The following is a 20382-nucleotide window of genomic DNA, read 5'->3' as shown; positions in this document are numbered from 1 at the left end:
CGTACGGCGTGCGGGATCGCTCCCGCCATCGTCGTCCGCCCCTACACTGGCCCCATCATCAGACAACAGGGCCAGCCATGTTTTCCAATTCGCTGATCGAGGCCGACCGACGCCACCTCATCCACCCGGTAACCGCATGGCGCGGGCATGAGGCGCGGGGCGCGACCGTGTTGACCAGCGGGCAGGGCATGTATCTGACCGATGGTGACGGCAACCGGCTGCTCGATGCGTTTGCCGGGCTGTGGTGCGTCAATATCGGCTATGGTCATGAAAGCGTCGTCGAGGCGGCGGCGGAGCAGATGCGGCGGCTGCCCTATGCCACCGGCTATTTCTCCTTTGCCAGCGAACCGGCGATCCGGCTGGCGGAGCGGCTGGCCGAGCTGTCGCCGCCGGGGCTGGAACGGGTCTATTTCTCGCTCGGCGGGTCGGACGCGGTCGATTCCGCGCTGCGCTTCATCGTCAACTACTGGAATGCCAAGGGCCGCCCGACCAAGAAACAGGTGATCGCCCTCGACAAGGGCTATCACGGATCGTCGTCGAACGGGGCGGGGATCACCGGCCTGCCCGCGTTCCACCGGCTGTTCGACCTGCCGCACGACTGGCAGCATCATATCCCGGCCCCCTATCCCTATCGCCACGCGGTCGGCAGCGATCCGCAGGCGGTGATCGACGCCAGCGTCGCCGCGCTGAAGGCGAAGGTCGCCGAACTCGGTGCCGACAACGTCGCCGCCTTCTTCGCCGAACCGGTACAGGGGTCGGCCGGGGTGATCGTCCCGCCGACGGGCTGGCTGAAGGCAATGCGCGCCACCTGCACCGAACTCGGCATCCTGCTGGTCGCCGACGAAGTCATCACCGGTTTCGGCCGTACCGGGCCGATGTTTGCCTGCGAGACCGAGGGCGTGACGCCAGATCTGATGACGCTCGCCAAGGGGCTGACCGCCGGTTACGCGCCGATGGGCGCGGTGCTGATGACCGACGAAATCTATGCCGGCATCGCCGATGGTCCCGACAACCACCTGCCGGTCGGGCATGGCGCGACCTATTCGGGGCATCCGGTATCGGCCGCCGTCGCGCTGGCGGTGCTGGATCTGTACGAGGGTGGCATCCTTGCCAACGGGATCGCCCGCGCGCCGCAGCTGGCCGCCGGGCTGGCGGCGATCACCGATCATCCGCTGGTCGGCGACGTGCGACAGGCCGGAATGCTGGCCGGCATCGAACTGGTCGCGGACAAGGCCAGCAAGGCCCGGTTCGACCCGGCGGTCGGCCTGCCCGACAAGCTGGCGCGGACCGGCTATGCCAACGGCATCATCTTTCGCGCCTTCGCCGACGGCACGATCGGTCTGGCACCCGCGATCAGTTGCGATGGAACCGATATGGCTGCATTGATCGAGCGGCTCACGCGGACGCTGGATCAGGTAGCGGACATGGCCGAGGTTCGCGCGGCCTTACGATAGACGTTGCGATAACGGAATGATGAGATAAAGTCTCCTGTATGACACCATCGCCCAAACTCGATCGACTGGACTTCCGCATCCTTGCGCAATTGCAGCGCAACGGGCGGATCACGAACGTCGATCTGGCCGATGCGGTCGGCCTGTCGCCCAGCCCGTGTCTGTCGCGGGTCAAGCGGCTGGAGAAGGCGGGGTACATCACCGGCTATGGCGCGCATGTCGCGCTGGCCAAGCTGGGCGAGACGCTGACCGTGTTCACCGAGATCACGCTGAAGGATCACCGCACCGGCGATTTTTCACGTTTCGAACAGCGCGCGCGCAACGTGCCCGAGATCGTCGAATGTCATCTGGTCAGCGGCGGATATGATTATCTGGTCAAGTTCATCACCCGCAACGTCTCGCAATATCAGGAGCTGATCGAATCGATCCTTGAAAGCGATTTCGGCATCGAGAAGTATTTCAGCTACATCGTACTCAAATCTCCCATCGTGAAACGCTACGACCCGATCGAGGCGCTGTTCGACGAGCGGAGCTAACCACGAAAGGCGCCCGACGATGCGTATCGACGACCAGGATCTTGCCGACCTCGCCGCGTTGCGCCGCGACCTGCATGCGCACCCCGAACTGGGCTTTGCCGAACACCGCACCGCCGCGATCATCGCCGAGGCGCTGCGTGCCGCCGGGCTGGAGGTGACGACGGGCATCGGCGGTACGGGCGTGGTCGGTACGCTGCGCAACGGTCCGGGCAACGGCGCGATCGGCTTTCGTGCCGACATGGATGCGCTGCCGTTCGCCGAGCAGACCGGCCTGCCCTATGCCAGCAAGACGCCGGGCGTGTTTCACGGTTGCGGCCATGACGGGCACAGCGCGACGCTGATCGGCGCGGCGCGGCATCTGGCGAAGACGCGCGACTTTTCGGGCACGATCCATTTCATCTTCCAGCCGGCCGAGGAAGGGCAGGGCGGGGCCGATGCGATGGTCCGCGACGGGCTGTTCGATCGCTTTCCGTGCGACCGGGTGTTCGCGCTGCATAACTGGCCCGACCTGCCGCTGGGCAGCGCGCGTACCCGGCCGGGGCCGATCATGGCCGCCGCCGACCGGTTCGAAATCGCCATTTCGGGCAAGGGCGGCCATGCTGCCATGCCGCACCAGACGCCCGACGCGATCCTTGCCGCGGCGACATTGGTCCAGCAGCTGAACACCATCGTCGCCCGCCGCCTGCCCCCGACCGAAAGCGCGGTGCTGTCGGTGACCAAGGTGCATGGTGGCGATTCGCACAACGTCATTCCGGCGACGGTGACGCTGACCGGCACCGTCCGCACCTTTTCGCCGGACGTGCAGGACCGGATCGAGGAGTCGCTGCGGGCGATCTGCGACGGGGTCGCACGGTCGAGCGAGACGCAGATCGCGGTCGAGTATATCCGCTATTATCCCGCCACGGTGAACGATGCCGAAAGCGCCGCGATCGCGCTGGCGGCGGCGCAGGCGGTGTGCGGCGATGCGCAGGAAGCACCGGCCCCGGCGTTCACGTCGGAGGACTTCGCGTTCATGCTGCGCGCCCGGCCCGGTGCCTATCTGTGGATGGGCCAGCGCGACGACACCCATGTCGCGGCGCTCCATCACCCGGCCTATGACTTCAACGACGCCGTGACGCCGATCGGCATCGCATGGTTCGCCGAACTGGCGCGCCAGCAGCTTCCCGCCGGCTGACGGCACGAATGCGTGGGCGGACCACGCCCAAAGCCGCATTTCGTTCCGAAGGTGTCACAGCTTCGCAACAAAATGCTTGAAGCCCCCCCGCATGATGCAGATGCCGCAGAGGTGGCGCTACATCGACCAGCCGGTTTATCGGAACCGGGACGAAGGTCGGGACGCCATCAGGTCGAGGACGACGCGATAGCCGTTTCACGCTTGGGGGTTCAAATGCGCAACCGACATCTGCTTTTCTTCACCGTCGCCAATCTGGCGCTTCTGGCACCGACCACGGTGTCGGCACAGGAACTGACCGCCGCAGCGACCGCGTCGGCGAGCGCGCCCGAGGAGGCGGGGCAGCCCGGCGAGAGCGAAATCGTGGTCGAGGGGGTTCGCCAGCAATATGTCGCGAACGTCCCGACGATCGAGGTGCCGCAGAGCATCCAGATCCTGTCGTCGGAAACGCTGAAGGATGCCGGCATCACCCGGCTCGACAACGCGCTCGATTTCGCGACCGGCATCGCGCGGCAGAATAATTTCGGCGGCCTGTTCGACGTGTTCGCCTGTCGCGGTTTCACCGGCGACGAGAGCAGCGGCAGCAACTATCTGGTCAACGGCTTCAATGCCGCGCGCGGCTATGGCGGCGGGCGCGACACGTCGAACGTCCAGCAGATCCAGGTGCTGAAGGGTCCCAATTCGTCGCTGTTCGGTCGTGGCGAGCCGGGGTGCACCGTCAACATCATCACCAAGAAGCCGGGGTTCGACCTGCACGGTGGCGCGACCTTCTCGGCGGGCAGCTTCAACAATTTCCGCAGCGAAGGCGATATCAACGTGCCGCTGTCGAACCGCGTCGCGGTGCGCGTGACCGGGGCGGCCGAGTCCGCCGACAGCTTCCGCGATTTCGTGTCGAGCGAGAAGGTCACGGTCACGCCGTCGATCCTCGCCAAGCTCGGACGGGACAGTTCGATCAGCTACGAATTCGAATTCATCGATCAGAAGGTGACGTTCGATCGCGGCATCGTCGCGCCGACCGGCGATCTGAAGCTCGTCCCGCGCGAACGCTTTTTCGGCGAACCGGGCGACGGGCCGGTCCATGTCCGCGCCATGGGGCACCAGGCGCAGTTGCAGCATGACTTCAGCCCCGACTGGTCGCTGGTGCTGGGCGTCGGCTATCGCGACACGTTCTTCCGCGGCTCGTCGACCGAGGCGGAACTCGCCGCCGGTCGCCAGCGGCTGTACACCGACGGCACGACCCTGTCGCGCCAGCGCCGCGTGCGCGATTATTCGACCACCGACCTGACCTTTCGCGGCGAACTCAGCGGCGAATTCACGACCGGACCGATCGGCCATCACATGATCGTCGGTGCCGACTGGGACGATTACGAACTCGACATCGTCCAGAACCGGTATCGCCCGCCCGCCATCGCGGCGCAGGCGGTCGGCAACTTCACGCTCGGCAACCGCATCAACATCTTCGATCCGGTCTATGGCAAGCTGCCGGCCGCAGGCGCGTTCCAGAGTTATCGCGAACGGCAATATAGCTGGGGCGGGTATCTGCAGGATCAGGTCGACGTGACCGATGCGCTCAAGATCCGCTTCGGGGGACGCTATGACGAATTCGAACAGATCGTCGACGACCGGATCGCCAATCGCCGGACCATGCAGTCGAAGACCGCGTTCAGCCCGTCGGTCGGCGCAACCTATCTGTTGGGGGACGATTTCTCGCTATACGCCAATTACGGTCGCGGCTTCCGTCCGAACAACGGCACCGACGCCGGCAACAACGCCTTCGAACCCGAACGCACCGTGTCCTATGAGGCCGGGGCGAAGATCTCGCTGCTGCGCAAGCGGCTGACGGGGACGCTCGCCTTCTTCAAGACGACGAAGGACAATGTGCTGACCGCCGACCCGATCAACGCCAATTTCTCGCTGGCGGTGGGCAAGGCGCGCAGCAAGGGCGTCGAGGCGGAATTGTCGGGCAACCTGCCGGCCGGGTTCCGGGTCCAGCTGAACTATGCCTATGTCGATGCCGAAGTGGCGCAGAACGCGCTCGACCCCAATTTCGGCTTCGGCCTGCGCGAGGGCGATCCGCTGCTCAACATCCCGAAGAACAGCGGCAGCGCGCTGCTGTTCAAGGATTTCGACATCGGCAGCAGCCGGCTGACGCTGGGCGCGGGCGTGAACTATGTCGGCAAGCGGCTGGGCGAGACCGGCTTCCGCTTTGCCAGCGGCGACTTCTATTACCTGCCCGCCTATACGCTGACCCGGGTCATGGCGTCGTACGAACCGACCGAGCGGCTGCGCGTGTCGGGCGAGGTGACGAACCTGTTCGACGAACAGTATTTCCCCAGCTCCTATTCGCGGTTGTGGACGCTGCCCGGCGCGCCGCGCCAGTTCATGGTGCGGGTCGGCTACGCCTATTGAACCACCTTCGGCCGGCGTCGCCAGCGCGCCGGCCGTTGCCCTTCTTCCTTCGATCTGTGAGGTGTCATGAGCCACGAACGCCTGCTGCGCGCATCGCGCTGGATCGCCGCCGGCATGATCGCCGCGCTTGCCGCCCCTTCCTTTGCCCATGGCATCTGGTTCACGCAGCGCGCCAAGCAGGTCGCGCTGGTCTATGGCATCGGTGCCGACGATCTCGACATGGTCCGCCGCCTGCCGCAGGCCGAACACATCGCCGCCTATGACGCACAATTCCACCCGATCGCGGCGACCGCGCGCGTATCGGGGCCGGTGGTGCTGATCGATACCGTGGCCAAGCCGGTACTGGTCAGCGCGGTGCTTCAGAACGGCACCTGGTCGCGGCGCGGATCGGCGGAGTTCGAAAAGAAGGGCCGCGACGAGATGCCCGATGCGACCCTGTCCGAAAAGACGGTGAAATATGCCGTCGCCGTCGAAGGTCCGCTGACCGGACGCATCCCGGCGCTGCCGCATCAGGTGCTGCAACTGGTCCCGGCCGGGCCGTTGCCCGAACAACATGGCGCGCCGCTGACATATATCGCGCTGTTCGACGGCAAGCCACAGGCCGGGGTGCGGGTGATCGCCGACATGGTCAACGATCCCGATGCGAAGGAAGTCGAGACCGCCGCCGATGGCAGCGTCACCTTTCCGGTCCGTAATCAGGGGCTGAACGTCTTGCGCGCGGTGTTCGCCGGTCCCAGCGACAATCCGAAGAAATATGATCGGATCGAACACACCGCTACGCTCGCCTTCACCCTGGCGCACGCGCCCGAATGACCGGGTGAGGGGCGATCGATTCGCCTGCGTACAGACTGGGGACGGTGGTTCGCCGTCCCCCCTTCGGAGTTTCTGCCCCATGCGTCACATCCTGACCGGTTTCGCCGCTGCCGCCCTGTTCGCCGTCCCGGCACTCGCCCATCCCAAGCTGGTATCGGCGACGCCGGCCGCCGACGCGAAGGTCGCGGCGGGTCCCAGGACGCTGACGCTGAGCTTTTCGGAAAAGCTGGTCGCGCCGCTGTCGGGCGCGGAACTGACCATGCTGCCGATGCCGGGCATGGGGCCGCACCGCATCCCTGCCACCGCCAAGCTCGGCGATGACGGCAGCTCGCTGGTGCTGGCGCTCGCCCGTCCGCTGCCGCGCGGCAGCTACCGCGTCGACTGGCATGTGGTATCGACCGATACCCACCGGGTGGCGGGCAGCTACACGATCACGGTGGGCTGATCTTGGCCGCGGCCGCGTTCGTCGTCGTGCGCGGCCTGTTGCTGGCGGTGCTGCCGGCGACGTTCGGGCTGGCGCTGTTCGCCCGAAAAGGTCTGGCCGGGCGGCGGGGGACGATCGTCGCCACCGTCGCCGCGCTGCTCCTGTCCGGGGTCGCCTTCGTCCTGATGGCGGCGTCGATGACCGGGGCGGGGGTCGGATCGCTCGATCGCAACCTGCTATGGATGCTGGTGCGTGAGACGACGCCGGGCACCGCCTTCCTGATCCGCAATGCCGCGCTGGTGGCGATGTTGGTCGCGCTGCTGGTGCCACGGCCCCGCTTCACCCTCGTCGCGCTGCTGGCTGCGATCGCCAGCGCGACGCTGGCATGGAACGGCCATGGCGCGATGCACGAGGGGGCGGTGGGCTTGCTGCATCTGGTGCCCGACATCCTGCATATTCTGGCAGCGGGCGCATGGATCGGGGCGCTGGCGGTGTTCGTCGGACTGGCGCTACGCCGATCGGCGCGGACCGGGGATGCGCTTGCGGGCTTTGCGGGGATTGGCACGGCGATCGTCGCCACGATCCTGCTGACCGGCATCGTCAACGCCGCCATGATGGTCGGCATCGATGGCGTCGCCCGGCTCGGCGACAGCCTGTACGGGCAATTGCTACTCGCCAAGCTGGCGCTGTTCGCGTTGATGCTGGCGCTCGCCGCGGCCAACCGGTTCGTCCTGACCCCGCACCTCGTCGCCAGCGGCGACGTGCGCGCGCTGCGGATCAGCCTGTCGGTCGAGTTCGCCGCTGCCATCCTGATCGTGCTGCTGATCGGTTGGGCCGGTACGCTCGAACCACCGATCTCGGCAGCTGCCTGACAGCGGACCTGTGCCGGCTCGAAACCCGCTCGTTCGGTAGTTTCCAATATCAGGAGCAGCGATGGGCAGGAAATTGCCCATCGCTGCTCCTGCCCCGCGTTCGATGACGCGATTTACCCGAACAGATAGTCGTTGCTGCCCGTGCCCGTGTTCAGATTATACACGCCCATCAGCTGGATCGTCACGGCCTGGTGGGTGGCGCTCTGGATCGTGTAATAGTCGCTCAGCCCCACCTGCGCGATCGTGGCACCCGAACCGAAGCCGAGGAACAGCAATTTGTCGCCACTTGCGGCACCCGCGCCGCTGAAATCGGCTACCCGGTCGCCGGCGACGGTTTCGCCCGCGCGGAAGACGAAGGTGTCCTTGCCGCTGCCGCCGCGCAGTTCGTCGGCACCTGCGCCGCCATCGAGGATGTTGGCACCGCCATTGCCGACGATGACGTTGGCCAGCGCGTTGCCGGTCGCGTTCCTGGCATTGCCGATCTGGCGAAGATTCTCGACATTGGTGGCCAGCAGGTAATTGTCGGCCGCGCTGAGGACTTCGTCGATCCCGCCATTGACCGCTTCGATCACGATGTCTTCCGCACGGCTGACGACATAGGTGTCGTTTCCGTCATAGCCGATCATCGTGTCGAGGCCGTCGCCGCCGTTCAGATAGTCATGGTTCTGACCGCCGCTGATCAGGTTGTTGGCGGACGTGCCGGTGCCGGTGAAATTGCCGGTGCCGGTGTAGACGAGGTTCTCGACATTGGCCTTCAGCGTATAGGTGGCCAATGCCGTCTCGATCGTGTCGGTCCCGGCATTGGAACGCTCGGTCACGGTGTCGCCGAGGCTGTCGACGACATACACGTCGTTGCCGTCGCCACCGATCAGCGCGTCGTTCCCGCCCTGTCCGTCGAGATAATCGTCGCCCGCCTCTCCGCGCAGGGTGTTCTTCGCGGCATTGCCGATCAGGACGTTGTCGAGGGCGTTGCCGGTGCCGGTCACCGCCTTGACACCGATCAGCGTCAGATTCTCGACATTGGCGGACAGGGTGTAGGAGGCGATGTTCGACAGGACCAGATCGGTGCCCTCGTCGCCCAGTTCGGTGATGACGTCCCCCGCCGCGTCGACCACATAGCTGTCGTCACCGCTGCCGCCGAACAGCGCGTCGTTGCCGCTGCCGCCATCGAGATAGTCGTTGCCACCCGCGCCGCGCAGCATATTGGCGGCGGCGTTGCCGGTCAGCCGGTTGTCGAGATCGTTGCCGATGCCGGTGGTCGCGCCGACGGCCAGCAGCAGATCCTCGACATTCGCGGCGAGGGTGTAATCGACGCTGGCGACGATCCGGTCGGTGCCTTCGCCCGTCGCCTCGACCACGACGTCGCCGACGTTGTCGACGACATAGGTGTCGTCACCGCCATGGCCGACCAGCGTATCCGCGCCTGCCTTGCCGTCGAGCATGTCGTTCCCCGCGCCGCCGGTCACGCTATTGGCTGCGGCGTTGCCCGACCCGGTAAAGGCACCGGCTCCTCCGAAGATCAGGTTCTCGATATTCGCGCCCAGCGTGTACGTGGTCAGCGCCGAACGAACCGTGTCGGTCCCGGCATCGGCCTGTTCCAGGACGACATCACCGATCGCATCGACCACATAGACGTCGTCGCCGACACCGCCGTCGAGCGTGTCATTGCCCTCGCCACCGTCCAGCGTGTCGTTGCCGGCATTGCCCGCAAGGCTGTTGTTGCCCGACGAGCCGGTAAGGACGTTGTCGAGCGCGTTGCCGATGCCGTGCAGCGCATCGCCGGCAAGCGTCAGATTCTCGACGTTCATGCCCAGCATATAATCGACCGAGGAAATGACCAGATCGGACCCTTCATCGGCCAGTTCGACGACGCTATCCGTCGCGGTATCGACGACATAGATGTCGTCGCCCGTGCCGCCGATCAGGGTATCGACGCCGCCGCCGCCGTTCAGCCGATCGTCGCCGCCCCGCCCGGACAGGATATTGTCGAGCGCGTTTCCGGTGATGACGTTGTCGATATCGCCGCCGACCACCTCCAGCTGGTGCGTGGTCAGTTTCAGGTCGCGGCCCGACGCCGCGGTCACGAAATTCTCGTACGCGACATCATATTCGCGGGTGATCGTCTCCAGCGTGTAGACGCTTTCGTCGTTGAACAGTTCGAAGCTGATGTCGGGGCCGAGCGGGATCGACCCCTCGATCAGGCTGATATCGAATCCCCATTTGTCCTGATAGCCCAGCACGTCGATCGCGACGAACGCCTCGCCATACAGCATTTTCCAGTCGACCGCGGTCGCGAGGACGAGCGACGTCACCGTGCCGACCATCACGCTCGCATGATAGACGGCGGTAACCTTGAACGTGCCTTCCCCTTCCGGCGTGGTGAATTCGAAGACGTCGCCGAGATCGCCCTTCAATTCTTCGCCGAACGACGACGTCATCGTCACGTCGATATCGGGGGTCCAGGTAATCTCCTGCTTGAACGAAGCGGTTGCGACCAGCTTCGCATCGAGGATGCCCAGATCGACACCGAAGGTGATGGTATCGTCGAGCAGGTCGACTTCGTAGTCGAAGGAATTGCCCTCCGGCAGCAGGAACGAGTCGATATCGACCTCCACCGTCAGGAACGGCGACGACGTGCCGGTCATGGTCAAGGTCGCCAGCGGTCCATCGCCATCGGCGACGATGTCGTCATAGTCGAAGACCGGCAGACCGGCCGCGATTTCGGCGAAGTCCAGATCGACGCGGTACAATTCGCCATCCGCCCCGCCAAGATCGGCGGCGGTGACCTTGAACACCTCCTCCTGGATATTCAGGTCGACGACGTTCTCGTCGAATTCGGTCTTGCCGCTGTTCCAGTCGAGCCCGATGTCGTACCAGCCGCCGAAATGGCCGAAGACATCCGCCTTCACCTTGGCCATCATGTCGATCGAGATATAGCTTTCCGCGGCATCGGGGCCGGTTACCTCGAAACTGCTCTCGTCAATCGAGGAGGCGGAGGTGTCGACGAACGCCCGGACGGTTCCATCGACCGTCGCCGCGTCGGATACGACGGCATCGTCGGTATAGGACAAGGTGCCGTCGATCCGGCCGAGGTCGAGATGCGCCTTGCCGATCAACCCGAACGCCAGGTCGTAGCGAACGCCCAGTTCATAGTCCGCCCCCGCGACCCCGATATCGTAGGAATCGGACACCGATCCCTGACCGCTGTCCGAAAACCCGAAATTGGCAAAGTCATACTCCAGCGCCGATCCGGCATCCTTGCCGAACAGCCCGAGCGACGATTTCAAAACTGGCATGTATCTTCCCCCCATGCGCACGAACGGACCGTCCGCAACCATCGTCGCGTCAGCCTGCGTCGCGCATTTCGTAAGAATATGGATCGCCGGCGGGATCAGAGATCCATGACGCGCGGTCGATCGTCCGTTGCGGTTCCGTTCGATGCTCTTCGAATATTGTTACAGGCTGGACAACAACGACGCGACATCTGCTTTGGTCGATGATCACGCGATGCCGTTCGGCCCCTGTCGGAGACCGCTAACCCGTTTTGCAATATTTGGGCACAGGCTACCCGCCCAAAATGAGAACGCGCCGCGACTGTCTCAATCGGGGACGGGGGCGGTGTTCCGGTCCTGCGAAATCTGCACGATCCGCGCGGCCATATCGGCGGCGGCGGCCAGCATGACCTCCCGCTCGGCCGGGGAGATTGACGGGCGCGGCTTGTCGTCGAGGACGCTGATGACGCCGACGGGCAGTCGGCCGTGCGGGCGGATCAGCGATGCCGTATAAAAGCGGAACCGCGCCACCTCGCCATTCACCCACGGATTTTCCGCAAAGCGCTTGTCGGCGGCAAGGTCGGGCACGACGAACAGATCGTCGTCGGCGTACAGCGCATGTCCCGACAGCGAATTCTTTCGACTATAGGCACCGATCGCGAAGCCATGCGCGGCGATCACATATTGGGTTTCGCCGTACAGGATCGACAGCAACGCCGCCTTGCCGCGGACTTGCCGGCAAAGCTCGACGCAGATCGTGCCCAATACCGTATCGCCCCTGGCGTCGATCGCACCGGACTCGATCACGGCACGCTCGCGCTCCGCTTCGTTCGCCCCGGTCGGCGGCGGAGAAAAATACGAGACGCCCACAAAAAGTCCCTTTCGCTGTCGTCGGCGTCCTTAACTGCCCGGAACACGTTAACAACCAACCATTAATTTAGAACTGTCTCGTTTTAGCCCATGGTGACCCGGCGACATGCCACGGGAACTGCGGCGTTATTCGATCTTGATTTGGATTATGGTCGCCCATGTTCCCGGCCGCGCTTCCGATCATGCCGGGCATGGTCGAAAGCATCCGCCGCACCGTCCGGCCGGGGGTTCGTCGTATGTCCGCGGCGTACGCAGCCGGTCCGCCGACCCGTCGGAAGGCGTCGGTCGTGCCACGACCGCGCTTATTCGCGAACGCTGCCTCTCTGTTGGGCAACACGCAAACTTGCCTGATCCGGCCGGTTGTACGAAGGCAGTCGGATGCTGGTCCTGCTCCTCGTCTCGCTTGTCGGCAGCTGCCTTCTGCCGCAGATCGCCCGGTTCATGGGGCGTGGCGCCGGACTGGTCATCGCGTTGTTCCCGCTCGGCCTGTTCGCGGCGTTCATTCGCATGTCCGACATCGTCGAGCGCGGGTGGGTGCGGGGCGAGGGCAAGGACTGGGCACCCTCGGTCGGATTCGACCTGACCCTGCGGCTCGATGGATTTTCGTTCCTGTTCTGCCTGCTGATCACCGGGATCGGGACGCTGGTGATCGTCTATGCCGGCGGCTATCTGACGGGGAAGCCGCGGCATCAGCGGGCGCGGTTCTTCACGCTGATCCTGTTGTTCATGACCGCGATGCTCGGCACCGTGCTCGCCGACAATCTGCTGTTGATGGTGACGATGTGGGAGGCGACGAGCATCCTGTCGTTCCTGCTGATCGGGTTTGACAGCCGTTCCGCGCGGGCGCGGCGCGCGGCGTTGATGGCGTTGCAGGTGACGGCGGGCGGCGGGCTGGCGCTGGTCGCGGCGGTGGCGATGATCGCGCATGTGCTGGGCACCTTCTCGCTCGCGCAGACGATCGATCGCACGCCGGAGCTGATCGCGAGCAGCTGGGCGGCACCGATCATCGTCGCGGTGATGATCGCGGGTTTCACCAAATCGGCGCAGTTCCCGTTCCATTTCTGGTTGCCCAACGCGATGCAGGCGCCGACCCCGGCGTCGGCATTCCTGCATTCGGCGACGATGGTGAAGCTCGGCATCTATCTGCTCGCGCGGTTCGAACCGGTGATCGCGGCGACGGTGTGGGGCCGCAACGTTATGATCGCGGTCGCGTGCATCACCATGCTGGTCGCGGCGGTACAGGCGTTGCGGGCGGAAAGTTTCAAGGCGGCGCTCGCCTATTCGACGATCGCATCGCTCGGCATTCTCGTCCTGCTGGTCGGGCTGGACGGGCCGACCGCGACGGTGGCGATGATCGGCTTCCTGATCGCCCATGCGCTGTACAAGGCGGCCTTGTTCTTCTGCGCCGGATCGGTGCTGCACATGACCGGGCAGGGTTCGTTGCGCGCGCTGGGCGGGCTGGCCCGGCGGATGCCGCTGACCGCCCTCGCCTGTATCGGGGCCAGCCTGTCGATGGCGGGGATACCGCCCTTTTTCGGGTTCATCACCAAGGAATTCCTGTTCCAGGCGCAGATCGAGAGCAGTTGGGAAAGCGTACCGATCGCGATTGCCGTGCTGGTCAATGCGGTGATGGTCGCCGTCGCGTCTGTCGTGACGCTGCGGCCCTTCTTCCTGAAGCCCGGCGCGCCGATCGAGTTCAAGAATCGCGAGAGCCTGTCGCTGGGCCTGCCGCCGCTGTTCCTGTCGCTGCTCGGGCTGTTCCTCAGCCTCAATCCGGGATGGATCGAACGCGTGGTCGTCAGCCCGGCGGTCGCGGCGGTCTATCGCCGGCCGATCCCGGTCGACGTCGCGGTGTGGCACGGCGTCACGCCGATGCTGTTGCTGAGCGGTCTGGTCGTCGTCGTCGGCATCGCCATCTCGGTCTTCTGGCGTCGCATTCACCTGTTCCTGCGCGATAGCGACCGGTTCGAACGCTTTGCGATCGAACGCCTGTGGGAATCGAGCCAGCGGACGCTGCCATGGCTGTCGGCGCATGCGGTCAACTGGACCGAACACAGCGATCTGCGAGTGCTGCTGGGCATCGTCCTCGCCACGATCGCGGGCATCACCGGGTGGTCGATCCTCGCGGTCGGCGCGCCGGTGCGGATCGCGGTCGGCGAGATGCCGCATCTGGCCGACGTCGCGATCGCCCTGGCGGCGGTCGTCGGGGCCGTCGTCGCGGCGCGGTCGCAACATCTGGTCACGACGATGCTGGCCGTCGGCCTGACCGGCTTCGCCGTCGCGATCCTGTTCATGACCGGCGGTGCGCCCGACCTCGCCATCACGCAGTTCACCGTCGAGGCGTTGCTGGTCGTCCTGCTGACCGCGATGCTGGCGACGCTGCCGCTGATGGCCGGGCGGACGCGCAACCCGGCGCAGCGGTGGGTCGATGCCGGCCTCGCCGGGGCGCTGGCGCTGGTCCTGCTGGTCGCGACGCTGGACGCGGCGGCGGCGATCCATGGTGCGCCGGCCTCCGACTTCTTCGGGCGGATGAGCTATATCGCCGGGCGGGGCCATAATGTCGTCAACGTCATCCTCGTCGATTTCCGCGCATTCGATACGCTGGGCGAAACGGCGGTCATCGCCGCCGCCGCGTTGCTGGGATCGGCGTTGTTCTTCCGTCCGGGCGACGAAGACCGTCCCGTCCGTGGCGACGTCCATTTCGGCTTTGCGATGGCGGCGGGGCCGTTGTTCGCGCTGTTGCTGGCGGCATCGGTCGCGATCCTGTGGCGCGGCCACGACCAGCCCGGCGGCGGGTTCATCGGCGGGCTGGTCGCGTCGCTCGCCTTCGCCGTCCTGTCGCTGGCGCGCGGGCCGATCGCCGCGGCGCGCAGCTTGCGCGTGCCACCGACCGTGCTGGTCGGGGCCGGACTGTTGCTGGCGGTGGTCAGCGGCCTGCCGGGCATGATCGGCGGCGGGGCGTATCTGACCCATTTATGGTGGGAACCGGGCGGAGGGTTGCCCAAACTCGGCACGACGCTGTTGTTCGACATCGGCGTCTATCTGGTCGTGCTGGGCGCGGTGCTGACCTATCTCTTCGGATTGCAGAAGGAGGCGGTACGATGATCCTGCTCCATGCCGTCGCCGCCGCGATCGTCATCGCCTGTGCCCTGCACATGGTGCTGTCGCGCAATCTGGTGCGGATCCTGCTGGGACTGGCGCTGCTGGCAACCGGCACGAACCTGATGCTGTTCGTGGCGGGTGGGCAGGGCGGGCGGCAACCGCCGTTGATCCGGGAGGGGGCGAAGACGCTCGGTGCGTCGGCCGATCCGATGATCCAGGCGCTGATCCTGACCGCGATCGTCATCGGCCTCGCCCTGACGGTCATCCTCGCGACGGTCGTGTTGCGCGGGTGGCACGCGACGGGATCGCTCGACGCGCGCGATCTCGATCTGGTCGAGCCACGGCGCACGACCAAACCGGTCGAACCGTCATGATGCCCGACGCCCTGTTGTTGCTGGCACCGGTCGTCCTGCCGCTGGCCGGCGGCGCGGTCGCGATGGTGCTGCGCAGGCGGCCGCGGCTGGTCGAGCCGTTCGCGGGCGGCATCGTCGCGCTGACCGTGCTCGCATCGTTCGCGCTGTTGCTGCGGACGATCGATCGCGACAGCCTCGCCGTCACGATCTTCGGGGGCTGGCCGGGCGGGATCGGCGTGGGCTTTGCCGCGCGCCTGCCGGGCGTCGCGCTGGTCGCCGTCGTGGCGCTGGTCGCCTGCGCCGCGGCGATCTTCGCACGGGCGGACATCGGCGACCGGCGGCGGCGGGCGGGCTATGACGCGTTGATGCTGGCGCTGATCGGGGCGGTCGACGGCGCGCTGCTGACGACCGACCTGTTCAACCTGTATGTCTGGTTCGAACTGGCGCTGGTCGCGGCGCTGGGACTGATCCTGCTCGACCGGCGGCGGCATCAGGTCGGCGGTGCGACCCGCTATGCCGTGTTCGGCATGGTCGGCGCGACCGCCATCCTGATCGGCATCGGACTGCTCTACGGCGTGACCGGCACGCTCGACATGGCCAACCTCGCGACGATCCTCAAGTCGCGACCGCCCAGCGTCGCGACCGGCGTCGCGGCGGCGCTCCTGCTGTCGGGCTTCGCGCTCAAATCCGGCCTTGCCCCTTTTCATGTCTGGCTCCCCGCGTCCTATGCCGCCGCGCCGTTGACCGTCGCGGCGGTGTTTGCGGCATTGATGACGAAAATGGGTTTCTTCGCGCTGATGCTCGTGATGGCCGGCGTGCTCGGCAGCGGCGCGGCGCAGCTGTATCCGGTCATCGCCGTGCTGGCCGCCGCGACGATGCTGCTCTGCGCGCTGGCGACGCTGGCGCAGACTAATATGCGCCGGCTGATCGGCTATCACGTCGTGGCGCAGGTCGGGTATATGGCGGCCGGGCTGGCCATCGGATCGGCGATGGGGCTGGCGGCGGCGACCTTTTACATGATCCATTCGATGATCGTGCAGGCGAACCTGTTCCTCGGCATCGGCGCTATCCGCCGCGCGACCGGCAGCTGGGACCTGAAGCGCAGCGGCGGGATGGTGCGGTCGGACCGGTGGTTCGTCTTCCTGTTCGCGGTGCCGATGCTGTCGCTGGCGGGCATTCCGCCGCTCTCCGGTTTCTGGGCAAAGCTGTTCGTGGTGCGGGCATCGGTCGATGCCGGCATGGGCTGGCTGGCGCTGATCGCGCTGATCGCCGCGCTGCTGACGATCGTTTCGGTCGCCAATCTATGGTCGGAAACCTGTTGGAAGGCGCTGCCGACCGACCGCCAGCCCCGGCGCGTGCCGGTCGCGATGAAGGCGGGGATGGCGGTGCTGTCCGCCGCGACGCTTGCCATCGGGCTGTTCCCGCAATCGCTGTGGGTCGTCGCACGAGCGTCGGCGCGGACCTTGATGGAGTTGGGGCTATGACCATCCTGCGGCGGATCGTTGCCGTCCCGGCACTGCTGGCGATGTTCCTGTGGGACCTGCTCTTCTCTTCGTTCCGGGTGGCGGCGGTCGTGCTGCGCCCCCGGCTGCGCAACCGGCCCGCCATCCTCGTGATGACGACCGACCTTCGACAGCCATGGGCGGTGGCGCTGCTCGCCTATCTCACGTCGCTGACCCCCGGATCGACGTGCCTGCATGTGTCGGTCGATCGTCGCCGCCTGTATCTGCACGTGCTCGACGCGCCCGATCCGCCCGCGACGATCGCGCGCTTCCGGCGGCTGTACGAACGCTGGGTCCGGGAGCTGGCGGCATGATCGCGGTCGATCTGGCCGGGATCGCATGGGGGCTGATGGCGGTGCTCGGCGTCGCGCTGGCGCTGGCGGCGTGGCGGATGCTGCGTGGGCCGACGCCGGCCGACCGCTTCGTTGCGTTCGACATGCTGACCGCCGTCGCGGTCGCCTTTTCCGCACTGACTGCCGTCGCGACGGGGCGCAGCGGCTTCCTCGACGTCGCGCTGGTGCTCTCGCTCGTCAGCTTCGTCGCGACGGCGGCGTTCGCGCTCTTCCTCGAACAGCGAAAGCGGCCCTGACCATGGCGCTTGCCGAATTTTCCCTGTCGACGTTCGCCGGTGTGCTGTTGATGGCGGCCGGGGTCGCCTTTCTGCTGATCGCCGCGATCGGCCTCGTTCGTTTGCCCGACGCGTTACAACGCATGCACAGCGCGACGAAGGCGGGAACGCTCGGCACCGCGCTGGTGATCGTCGGGGCGATGCTGCTCGGTGAAGTCGCGCGACCACAGACCGGATTGTTGAGTATCCTCTTCCTGCTCGTAACCCTACCCGCCGCCGCACAACTGCTCGGGCGGGCGACCTATGTCACGCGTACGCCGCTCGACGGGATCACCGACGATCCGCTGGCCAGCGACGAACAGTTTCCGGCAGGAACGCCGCCGTCGAATGACCGGTAGGTTCCGAGCCGTCGCTGCCTCGATGAGTTGGGACCGTGCGATCAGATCGAGCTGACCAGTCGTTCCGCGGTCCGCGCCAGATGGCTCAGGGTGTAGATGTCGAACGCATCCGGTCGCGGCTTCGTGTCGGCTACGCAGAGCGCGCCAAGCGCATACCCCGCACGGTTGACCAGCGGGATGCCTGCGTAGAAACGAATATGCGGGGTCGTCACCACCGCCGGATTCGTCGCGAAGCGAATGTCTTCCAGCGTGTCCAGGACGATGAGCGGCTCGCCTGGTTTCAGGATGGTATGGGCGCAGAACGCTTCGCTGCGTGGACCCTCTTCGTTGTCGAGACCGATCCGCGCCGCGAACCATTGTCGGGCGCGATCGATGATCGTGATCGCCGCTATCGGTGCCTTTGCCAGCCGGGCCGCGTCCTCGACGATCGATTGCAGCGCCGGATTATTGCCACGCCGTAGGATACCGGTCCGATCGACGGCCGCCTGGCGCCGCATCTCGTTCGCCACGACGGGGTCATACGCTGCCACAAGCGTCCTCCTCTGTTCTGTTCTACAGATAAAGCTAACCAAGACATATGGTTAGGTAAAGGGTGGTCGTTGTGTCACCTGCGGAATTGTGCAGATCCGGTGGTCGGCACAGGCGGTCGACGCCGTTTATGGCAGGTGAACCCGGATTCCATTCAGTCGCCGCGCAAAGCGATCGCAACGCAGCGGTTTTTCGTCCTGCGCTCCCAACCGGTACCATCCGGTCGCGTTCGGCGGGGCGAGCCGCTGCGGCTTAGCGGCCTGGTGCCGTCGCTCGGTTGCAGGCGCGGAGTTTTTCAGCGGTCAGGACGTGCCAATGGACGGTTGCCAACAGCATCTCGGCGATCCGATCCTCGCCCATGCCGCTTGGCGATGACGAGCGCCCCGATGCGTGGAATGCGGTGCGATCGAGGCGCACTCGCCCCAAGGCATTGGTCCGGTATCGGTCCCGATCACCCACGCTGGTCGGGCAGATCGACGACAGCACGCAGAGTTTGATCCTCGACGGCGCATCGGCAGGACATGTTGCCAGCCCCGATCGCGCAGCGCGTTCGTTGATTGCGTAGGTGAACAACAGGTCGAGTTCCCGGAGCACGTTCAAGGCCACCATCGCCGGTACGGCATGTGCTCCATGTCGGAGGGTTTGGCCGATATAGAGCCGTTCCGCACGAGCAGCACCGTTGCGCAAGGCATCGAGCGCCGGTGACCGTCCGCGAGCGACCGGCGCTGGACTGGGGCCGGGAGCCAGGTGGAGGTTTTCAATCATCGCGGATGGTTGATCGGCACCGCGGCCCGGCGACCCGTGTCAGGATGTTCAGGGCGTGCGTCCTTTGACTGGCCGATACTGCGGAATGGCCGTACCGCATGGCGATCGAATTCCATCGATCCGACATGTCCGATGGCATCACGCGTACGATAATGATGTTCGGGCGAGAAGGTGCGATTGGCAAAGGAGGCGGAGGTTCGCAAATTTAGGACCGGATGCCTCTTCTGCCAATGACGTAAAGTGTTATATGCCCTTAGGGGTACTATTGCCCCGTCCTTGGGACATATTGATGCCGGCATTCAAGACCCCTGATTTCAATGAGCGTACCGCTGCTGCCCGTGCGGCCAAGCTAGAGGCGCTGAAGCAGTATCGCGAACGACCCGAACCCGACCCGGCCGTAGTGGCCGAGCGGAAAGCCGCCCGTGAGGCGCGCGAAGCCGCGCAGGCGGAGCGTCAGGCGGCCAAGCTCGCGGCCGCAGCTGCGGCCAAGGAAGCTGCGGAACAGGCAAAGGCCGCCGCCGAAGCAGCCGCGCTCGCCGAAGCGGAAGCCGCCAAGGCGAAGCTTCCGAAGGTACCGACGGCAGCGGAACTGAAAGCGGCACGCGATGCCCGGTATGCAGCGCGCAAGGCGCGTAATTAGGGGCCGGATGGTCTGTTTGTGAGCAAGGTAAACGGCGGGTCGGGAGGATTGTAGGCGAAGGCCGATATCATCCTCTACCGACCCGCCGGATGATCGAGCATGAAGCAAACTGCTACGTCCGCGTTGTTCATGCCGAGTACCGCGACGTCGCTGACCGGACCGTACCCAACGGGACGTCACGCCAGTGAGCGGCGCGACCGTTCATTCACGGTCCGCTTCAACGCCGGATGAGTCGAGCGGCGGAGTATTTCGCCGGCGACCGTTAGCAACTGCGTCCGTCGTACTGGCCAGAGGCGAACACCGAACCGTTTTATATCCGTTGATAGTGGTGCCCGGCACCAACGGCAAAAGGCCAAATGCCGCCGTTATTGGAATAAGCGGTCCACGCGCGCAAACTTTGGTACCACCCTGACGTCGTTTCGTCGATGGAGAGAGGCGATGCCCGGCCCGGCCGATCCGCTATTGCGGGGGAGGCCTATCGTCATTCCACGTCGCACTCATCAGTATAAGGCGACCGCCGCCGGTGTGTGGGAGACGAAGCGCGGAAGGCGCGCGAAGATGTCCGTGAGGGTCGATTCCCGCACCCGCGGGAGTAGTCACTTCAGACCCAGACGTTTTCTGGCGAGGAAGATGTCGAGGGTGATCTCGAGCATCTGTTGGGTCTTGGAGGCGCGTTTGGTTCGGCGGTTGAAGCGGGCCAGCATGTCG

At 65.6% G+C, this 20382-nt stretch carries 18 protein-coding genes; 14 read left to right on the top strand and 4 right to left on the bottom strand.

Features of this window, described 5'->3' with window-relative positions:
* The first annotated feature begins 77 nt into the window (after positions 1 to 77).
* The 7 genes from ASE70_RS03740 to copD all read left to right on the top strand — a co-directional run bounded on the left by ASE70_RS03740 (position 78) and on the right by copD (position 7676).
* Complete coding sequence (locus tag ASE70_RS03740; protein ID WP_056501542.1) at positions 78 to 1454, top strand: aminotransferase class III-fold pyridoxal phosphate-dependent enzyme; 1377 nt, start codon at positions 78 to 80, stop codon at positions 1452 to 1454.
* 38 nt (positions 1455 to 1492) lie between these two features.
* A complete protein-coding gene (locus tag ASE70_RS03735; RefSeq protein WP_056398288.1) occupies positions 1493 to 1987 on the top strand; it encodes an Lrp/AsnC family transcriptional regulator in 495 nt (164 codons plus the stop codon).
* Between the two features lie 19 nt (positions 1988 to 2006).
* A complete protein-coding gene (locus tag ASE70_RS03730; RefSeq protein WP_056398285.1) occupies positions 2007 to 3161 on the top strand; it encodes a M20 aminoacylase family protein in 1155 nt (384 codons plus the stop codon).
* Positions 3162 to 3374: 213 nt separating this feature from the next.
* Complete coding sequence (locus ASE70_RS03725; protein WP_056501540.1) at positions 3375 to 5567, top strand: TonB-dependent siderophore receptor; 2193 nt, start codon at positions 3375 to 3377, stop codon at positions 5565 to 5567.
* A gap of 66 nt (positions 5568 to 5633) precedes the next feature.
* Entirely contained in the window at positions 5634 to 6380 is a 747-nt protein-coding gene (locus ASE70_RS03720) for a DUF4198 domain-containing protein (RefSeq protein ID WP_082438903.1), read from the top strand.
* 79 nt (positions 6381 to 6459) lie between these two features.
* Entirely contained in the window at positions 6460 to 6825 is a 366-nt protein-coding gene (gene copC, locus ASE70_RS03715) for a copper homeostasis periplasmic binding protein CopC (protein ID WP_056398279.1), read from the top strand.
* Positions 6826 to 6827: 2 nt separating this feature from the next.
* Positions 6828 to 7676, top strand: coding sequence for a copper homeostasis membrane protein CopD (copD, locus tag ASE70_RS03710; RefSeq protein WP_056501537.1), 849 nt, complete (start codon positions 6828 to 6830; stop codon positions 7674 to 7676).
* Positions 7677 to 7789: 113 nt separating this feature from the next.
* Here copD and ASE70_RS03705 read toward each other — a convergent pair whose 3' ends face one another.
* Positions 7790 to 10972, bottom strand: coding sequence for a beta strand repeat-containing protein (locus ASE70_RS03705; protein WP_162235918.1), 3183 nt, complete (start codon positions 10970 to 10972; stop codon positions 7790 to 7792).
* A gap of 303 nt (positions 10973 to 11275) precedes the next feature.
* Positions 11276 to 11818, bottom strand: coding sequence for a GAF domain-containing protein (locus ASE70_RS03700; RefSeq protein ID WP_056501532.1), 543 nt, complete (start codon positions 11816 to 11818; stop codon positions 11276 to 11278).
* A gap of 378 nt (positions 11819 to 12196) precedes the next feature.
* On the opposite strand from ASE70_RS03700, the gene mbhE reads away from it, so the two are divergent.
* The 6 genes from mbhE to mnhG are packed head-to-tail and all read left to right on the top strand — an operon-like array spanning position 12197 to position 17741.
* Positions 12197 to 14923, top strand: coding sequence for a hydrogen gas-evolving membrane-bound hydrogenase subunit E (mbhE, locus tag ASE70_RS03695; RefSeq protein WP_056501529.1), 2727 nt, complete (start codon positions 12197 to 12199; stop codon positions 14921 to 14923).
* Positions 14920 to 15294, top strand: coding sequence for a sodium:proton antiporter (locus tag ASE70_RS03690; RefSeq protein ID WP_235519573.1), 375 nt, complete (start codon positions 14920 to 14922; stop codon positions 15292 to 15294). Before mbhE ends, ASE70_RS03690 begins: the two co-directional genes overlap by 4 nt.
* Complete coding sequence (locus ASE70_RS03685; protein ID WP_082450617.1) at positions 15291 to 16757, top strand: proton-conducting transporter transmembrane domain-containing protein; 1467 nt, start codon at positions 15291 to 15293, stop codon at positions 16755 to 16757. The genes ASE70_RS03690 and ASE70_RS03685 overlap by 4 nt, the downstream gene beginning before the upstream one ends.
* Positions 16754 to 17089 carry a Na+/H+ antiporter subunit E gene (locus ASE70_RS03680; RefSeq protein WP_056398261.1) on the top strand — a complete coding sequence of 112 codons (336 nt, stop codon included), beginning with the start codon at positions 16754 to 16756 and terminating at the stop codon, positions 17087 to 17089. Before ASE70_RS03685 ends, ASE70_RS03680 begins: the two co-directional genes overlap by 4 nt.
* Complete coding sequence (locus tag ASE70_RS03675) at positions 17086 to 17364, top strand: monovalent cation/H+ antiporter complex subunit F (RefSeq protein ID WP_056398257.1); 279 nt, start codon at positions 17086 to 17088, stop codon at positions 17362 to 17364. The genes ASE70_RS03680 and ASE70_RS03675 overlap by 4 nt, the downstream gene beginning before the upstream one ends.
* Before the next feature lie 2 nt (positions 17365 to 17366).
* Positions 17367 to 17741, top strand: a complete 375-nt coding sequence (mnhG, locus tag ASE70_RS03670) for a monovalent cation/H(+) antiporter subunit G (RefSeq protein WP_056501525.1) — start codon at positions 17367 to 17369, stop codon at positions 17739 to 17741.
* 41 nt (positions 17742 to 17782) lie between these two features.
* On the opposite strand, the gene ASE70_RS03665 is transcribed toward mnhG, so the two are convergent.
* Together ASE70_RS03665 and ASE70_RS03660 are read right to left on the bottom strand one after the other, a co-directional pair.
* Positions 17783 to 18271 carry a GAF domain-containing protein gene (locus ASE70_RS03665; protein ID WP_056501523.1) on the bottom strand — a complete coding sequence of 163 codons (489 nt, stop codon included), beginning with the start codon at positions 18269 to 18271 and terminating at the stop codon, positions 17783 to 17785.
* Positions 18272 to 18521: 250 nt separating this feature from the next.
* Positions 18522 to 19034 (bottom strand): hypothetical protein, encoded by a 513-nt coding sequence (locus ASE70_RS03660; protein WP_156355953.1) that lies wholly within the window; start codon positions 19032 to 19034, stop codon positions 18522 to 18524.
* A 289-nt stretch (positions 19035 to 19323) separates the two neighbouring features.
* Between ASE70_RS03660 and ASE70_RS03655 the strand changes: the two genes are divergently transcribed.
* On the top strand, positions 19324 to 19674 hold the full coding sequence (locus ASE70_RS03655; RefSeq protein WP_056501516.1) for a DUF6481 family protein: 351 nt from the start codon (positions 19324 to 19326) through the stop codon (positions 19672 to 19674).
* Positions 19675 to 20382: the final 708 nt, after the last annotated feature.

It is taken from the genome of Sphingomonas sp. Leaf22, assembly GCF_001421715.1.
Lineage (GTDB): Bacteria > Pseudomonadota > Alphaproteobacteria > Sphingomonadales > Sphingomonadaceae > Sphingomonas.
Note: the sequence above shows the minus strand (reverse complement) of the source record. Positions and strands in the feature narration are given on the sequence as shown.

What these genes read in the sequence shown, in the direction of transcription:
- ASE70_RS03740 (WP_056501542.1), top strand. Translation starts at nt 78, where the DNA reads ATGTTTTCCAATTCGCTGATCGAGGCCGACCGACGCCACCTCATCCAC.
- ASE70_RS03735 (WP_056398288.1), top strand. Translation starts at nt 1,493, where the DNA reads ATGACACCATCGCCCAAACTCGATCGACTGGACTTCCGCATCCTTGCG.
- ASE70_RS03730 (WP_056398285.1), top strand. Translation starts at nt 2,007, where the DNA reads ATGCGTATCGACGACCAGGATCTTGCCGACCTCGCCGCGTTGCGCCGC.
- ASE70_RS03725 (WP_056501540.1), top strand. Translation starts at nt 3,375, where the DNA reads ATGCGCAACCGACATCTGCTTTTCTTCACCGTCGCCAATCTGGCGCTT.
- ASE70_RS03720 (WP_082438903.1), top strand. Translation starts at nt 5,634, where the DNA reads ATGAGCCACGAACGCCTGCTGCGCGCATCGCGCTGGATCGCCGCCGGC.
- copC (WP_056398279.1), top strand. Translation starts at nt 6,460, where the DNA reads ATGCGTCACATCCTGACCGGTTTCGCCGCTGCCGCCCTGTTCGCCGTC.
- ASE70_RS03705 (WP_162235918.1), bottom strand. Translation starts at nt 10,972, where the DNA reads ATGCCAGTTTTGAAATCGTCGCTCGGGCTGTTCGGCAAGGATGCCGGA.
- mbhE (WP_056501529.1), top strand. Translation starts at nt 12,197, where the DNA reads ATGCTGGTCCTGCTCCTCGTCTCGCTTGTCGGCAGCTGCCTTCTGCCG.
- ASE70_RS03690 (WP_235519573.1), top strand. Translation starts at nt 14,920, where the DNA reads ATGATCCTGCTCCATGCCGTCGCCGCCGCGATCGTCATCGCCTGTGCC.
- ASE70_RS03685 (WP_082450617.1), top strand. Translation starts at nt 15,291, where the DNA reads ATGATGCCCGACGCCCTGTTGTTGCTGGCACCGGTCGTCCTGCCGCTG.
- ASE70_RS03680 (WP_056398261.1), top strand. Translation starts at nt 16,754, where the DNA reads ATGACCATCCTGCGGCGGATCGTTGCCGTCCCGGCACTGCTGGCGATG.
- ASE70_RS03675 (WP_056398257.1), top strand. Translation starts at nt 17,086, where the DNA reads ATGATCGCGGTCGATCTGGCCGGGATCGCATGGGGGCTGATGGCGGTG.
- mnhG (WP_056501525.1), top strand. Translation starts at nt 17,367, where the DNA reads ATGGCGCTTGCCGAATTTTCCCTGTCGACGTTCGCCGGTGTGCTGTTG.
- ASE70_RS03660 (WP_156355953.1), bottom strand. Translation starts at nt 19,034, where the DNA reads ATGATTGAAAACCTCCACCTGGCTCCCGGCCCCAGTCCAGCGCCGGTC.
- ASE70_RS03655 (WP_056501516.1), top strand. Translation starts at nt 19,324, where the DNA reads ATGCCGGCATTCAAGACCCCTGATTTCAATGAGCGTACCGCTGCTGCC.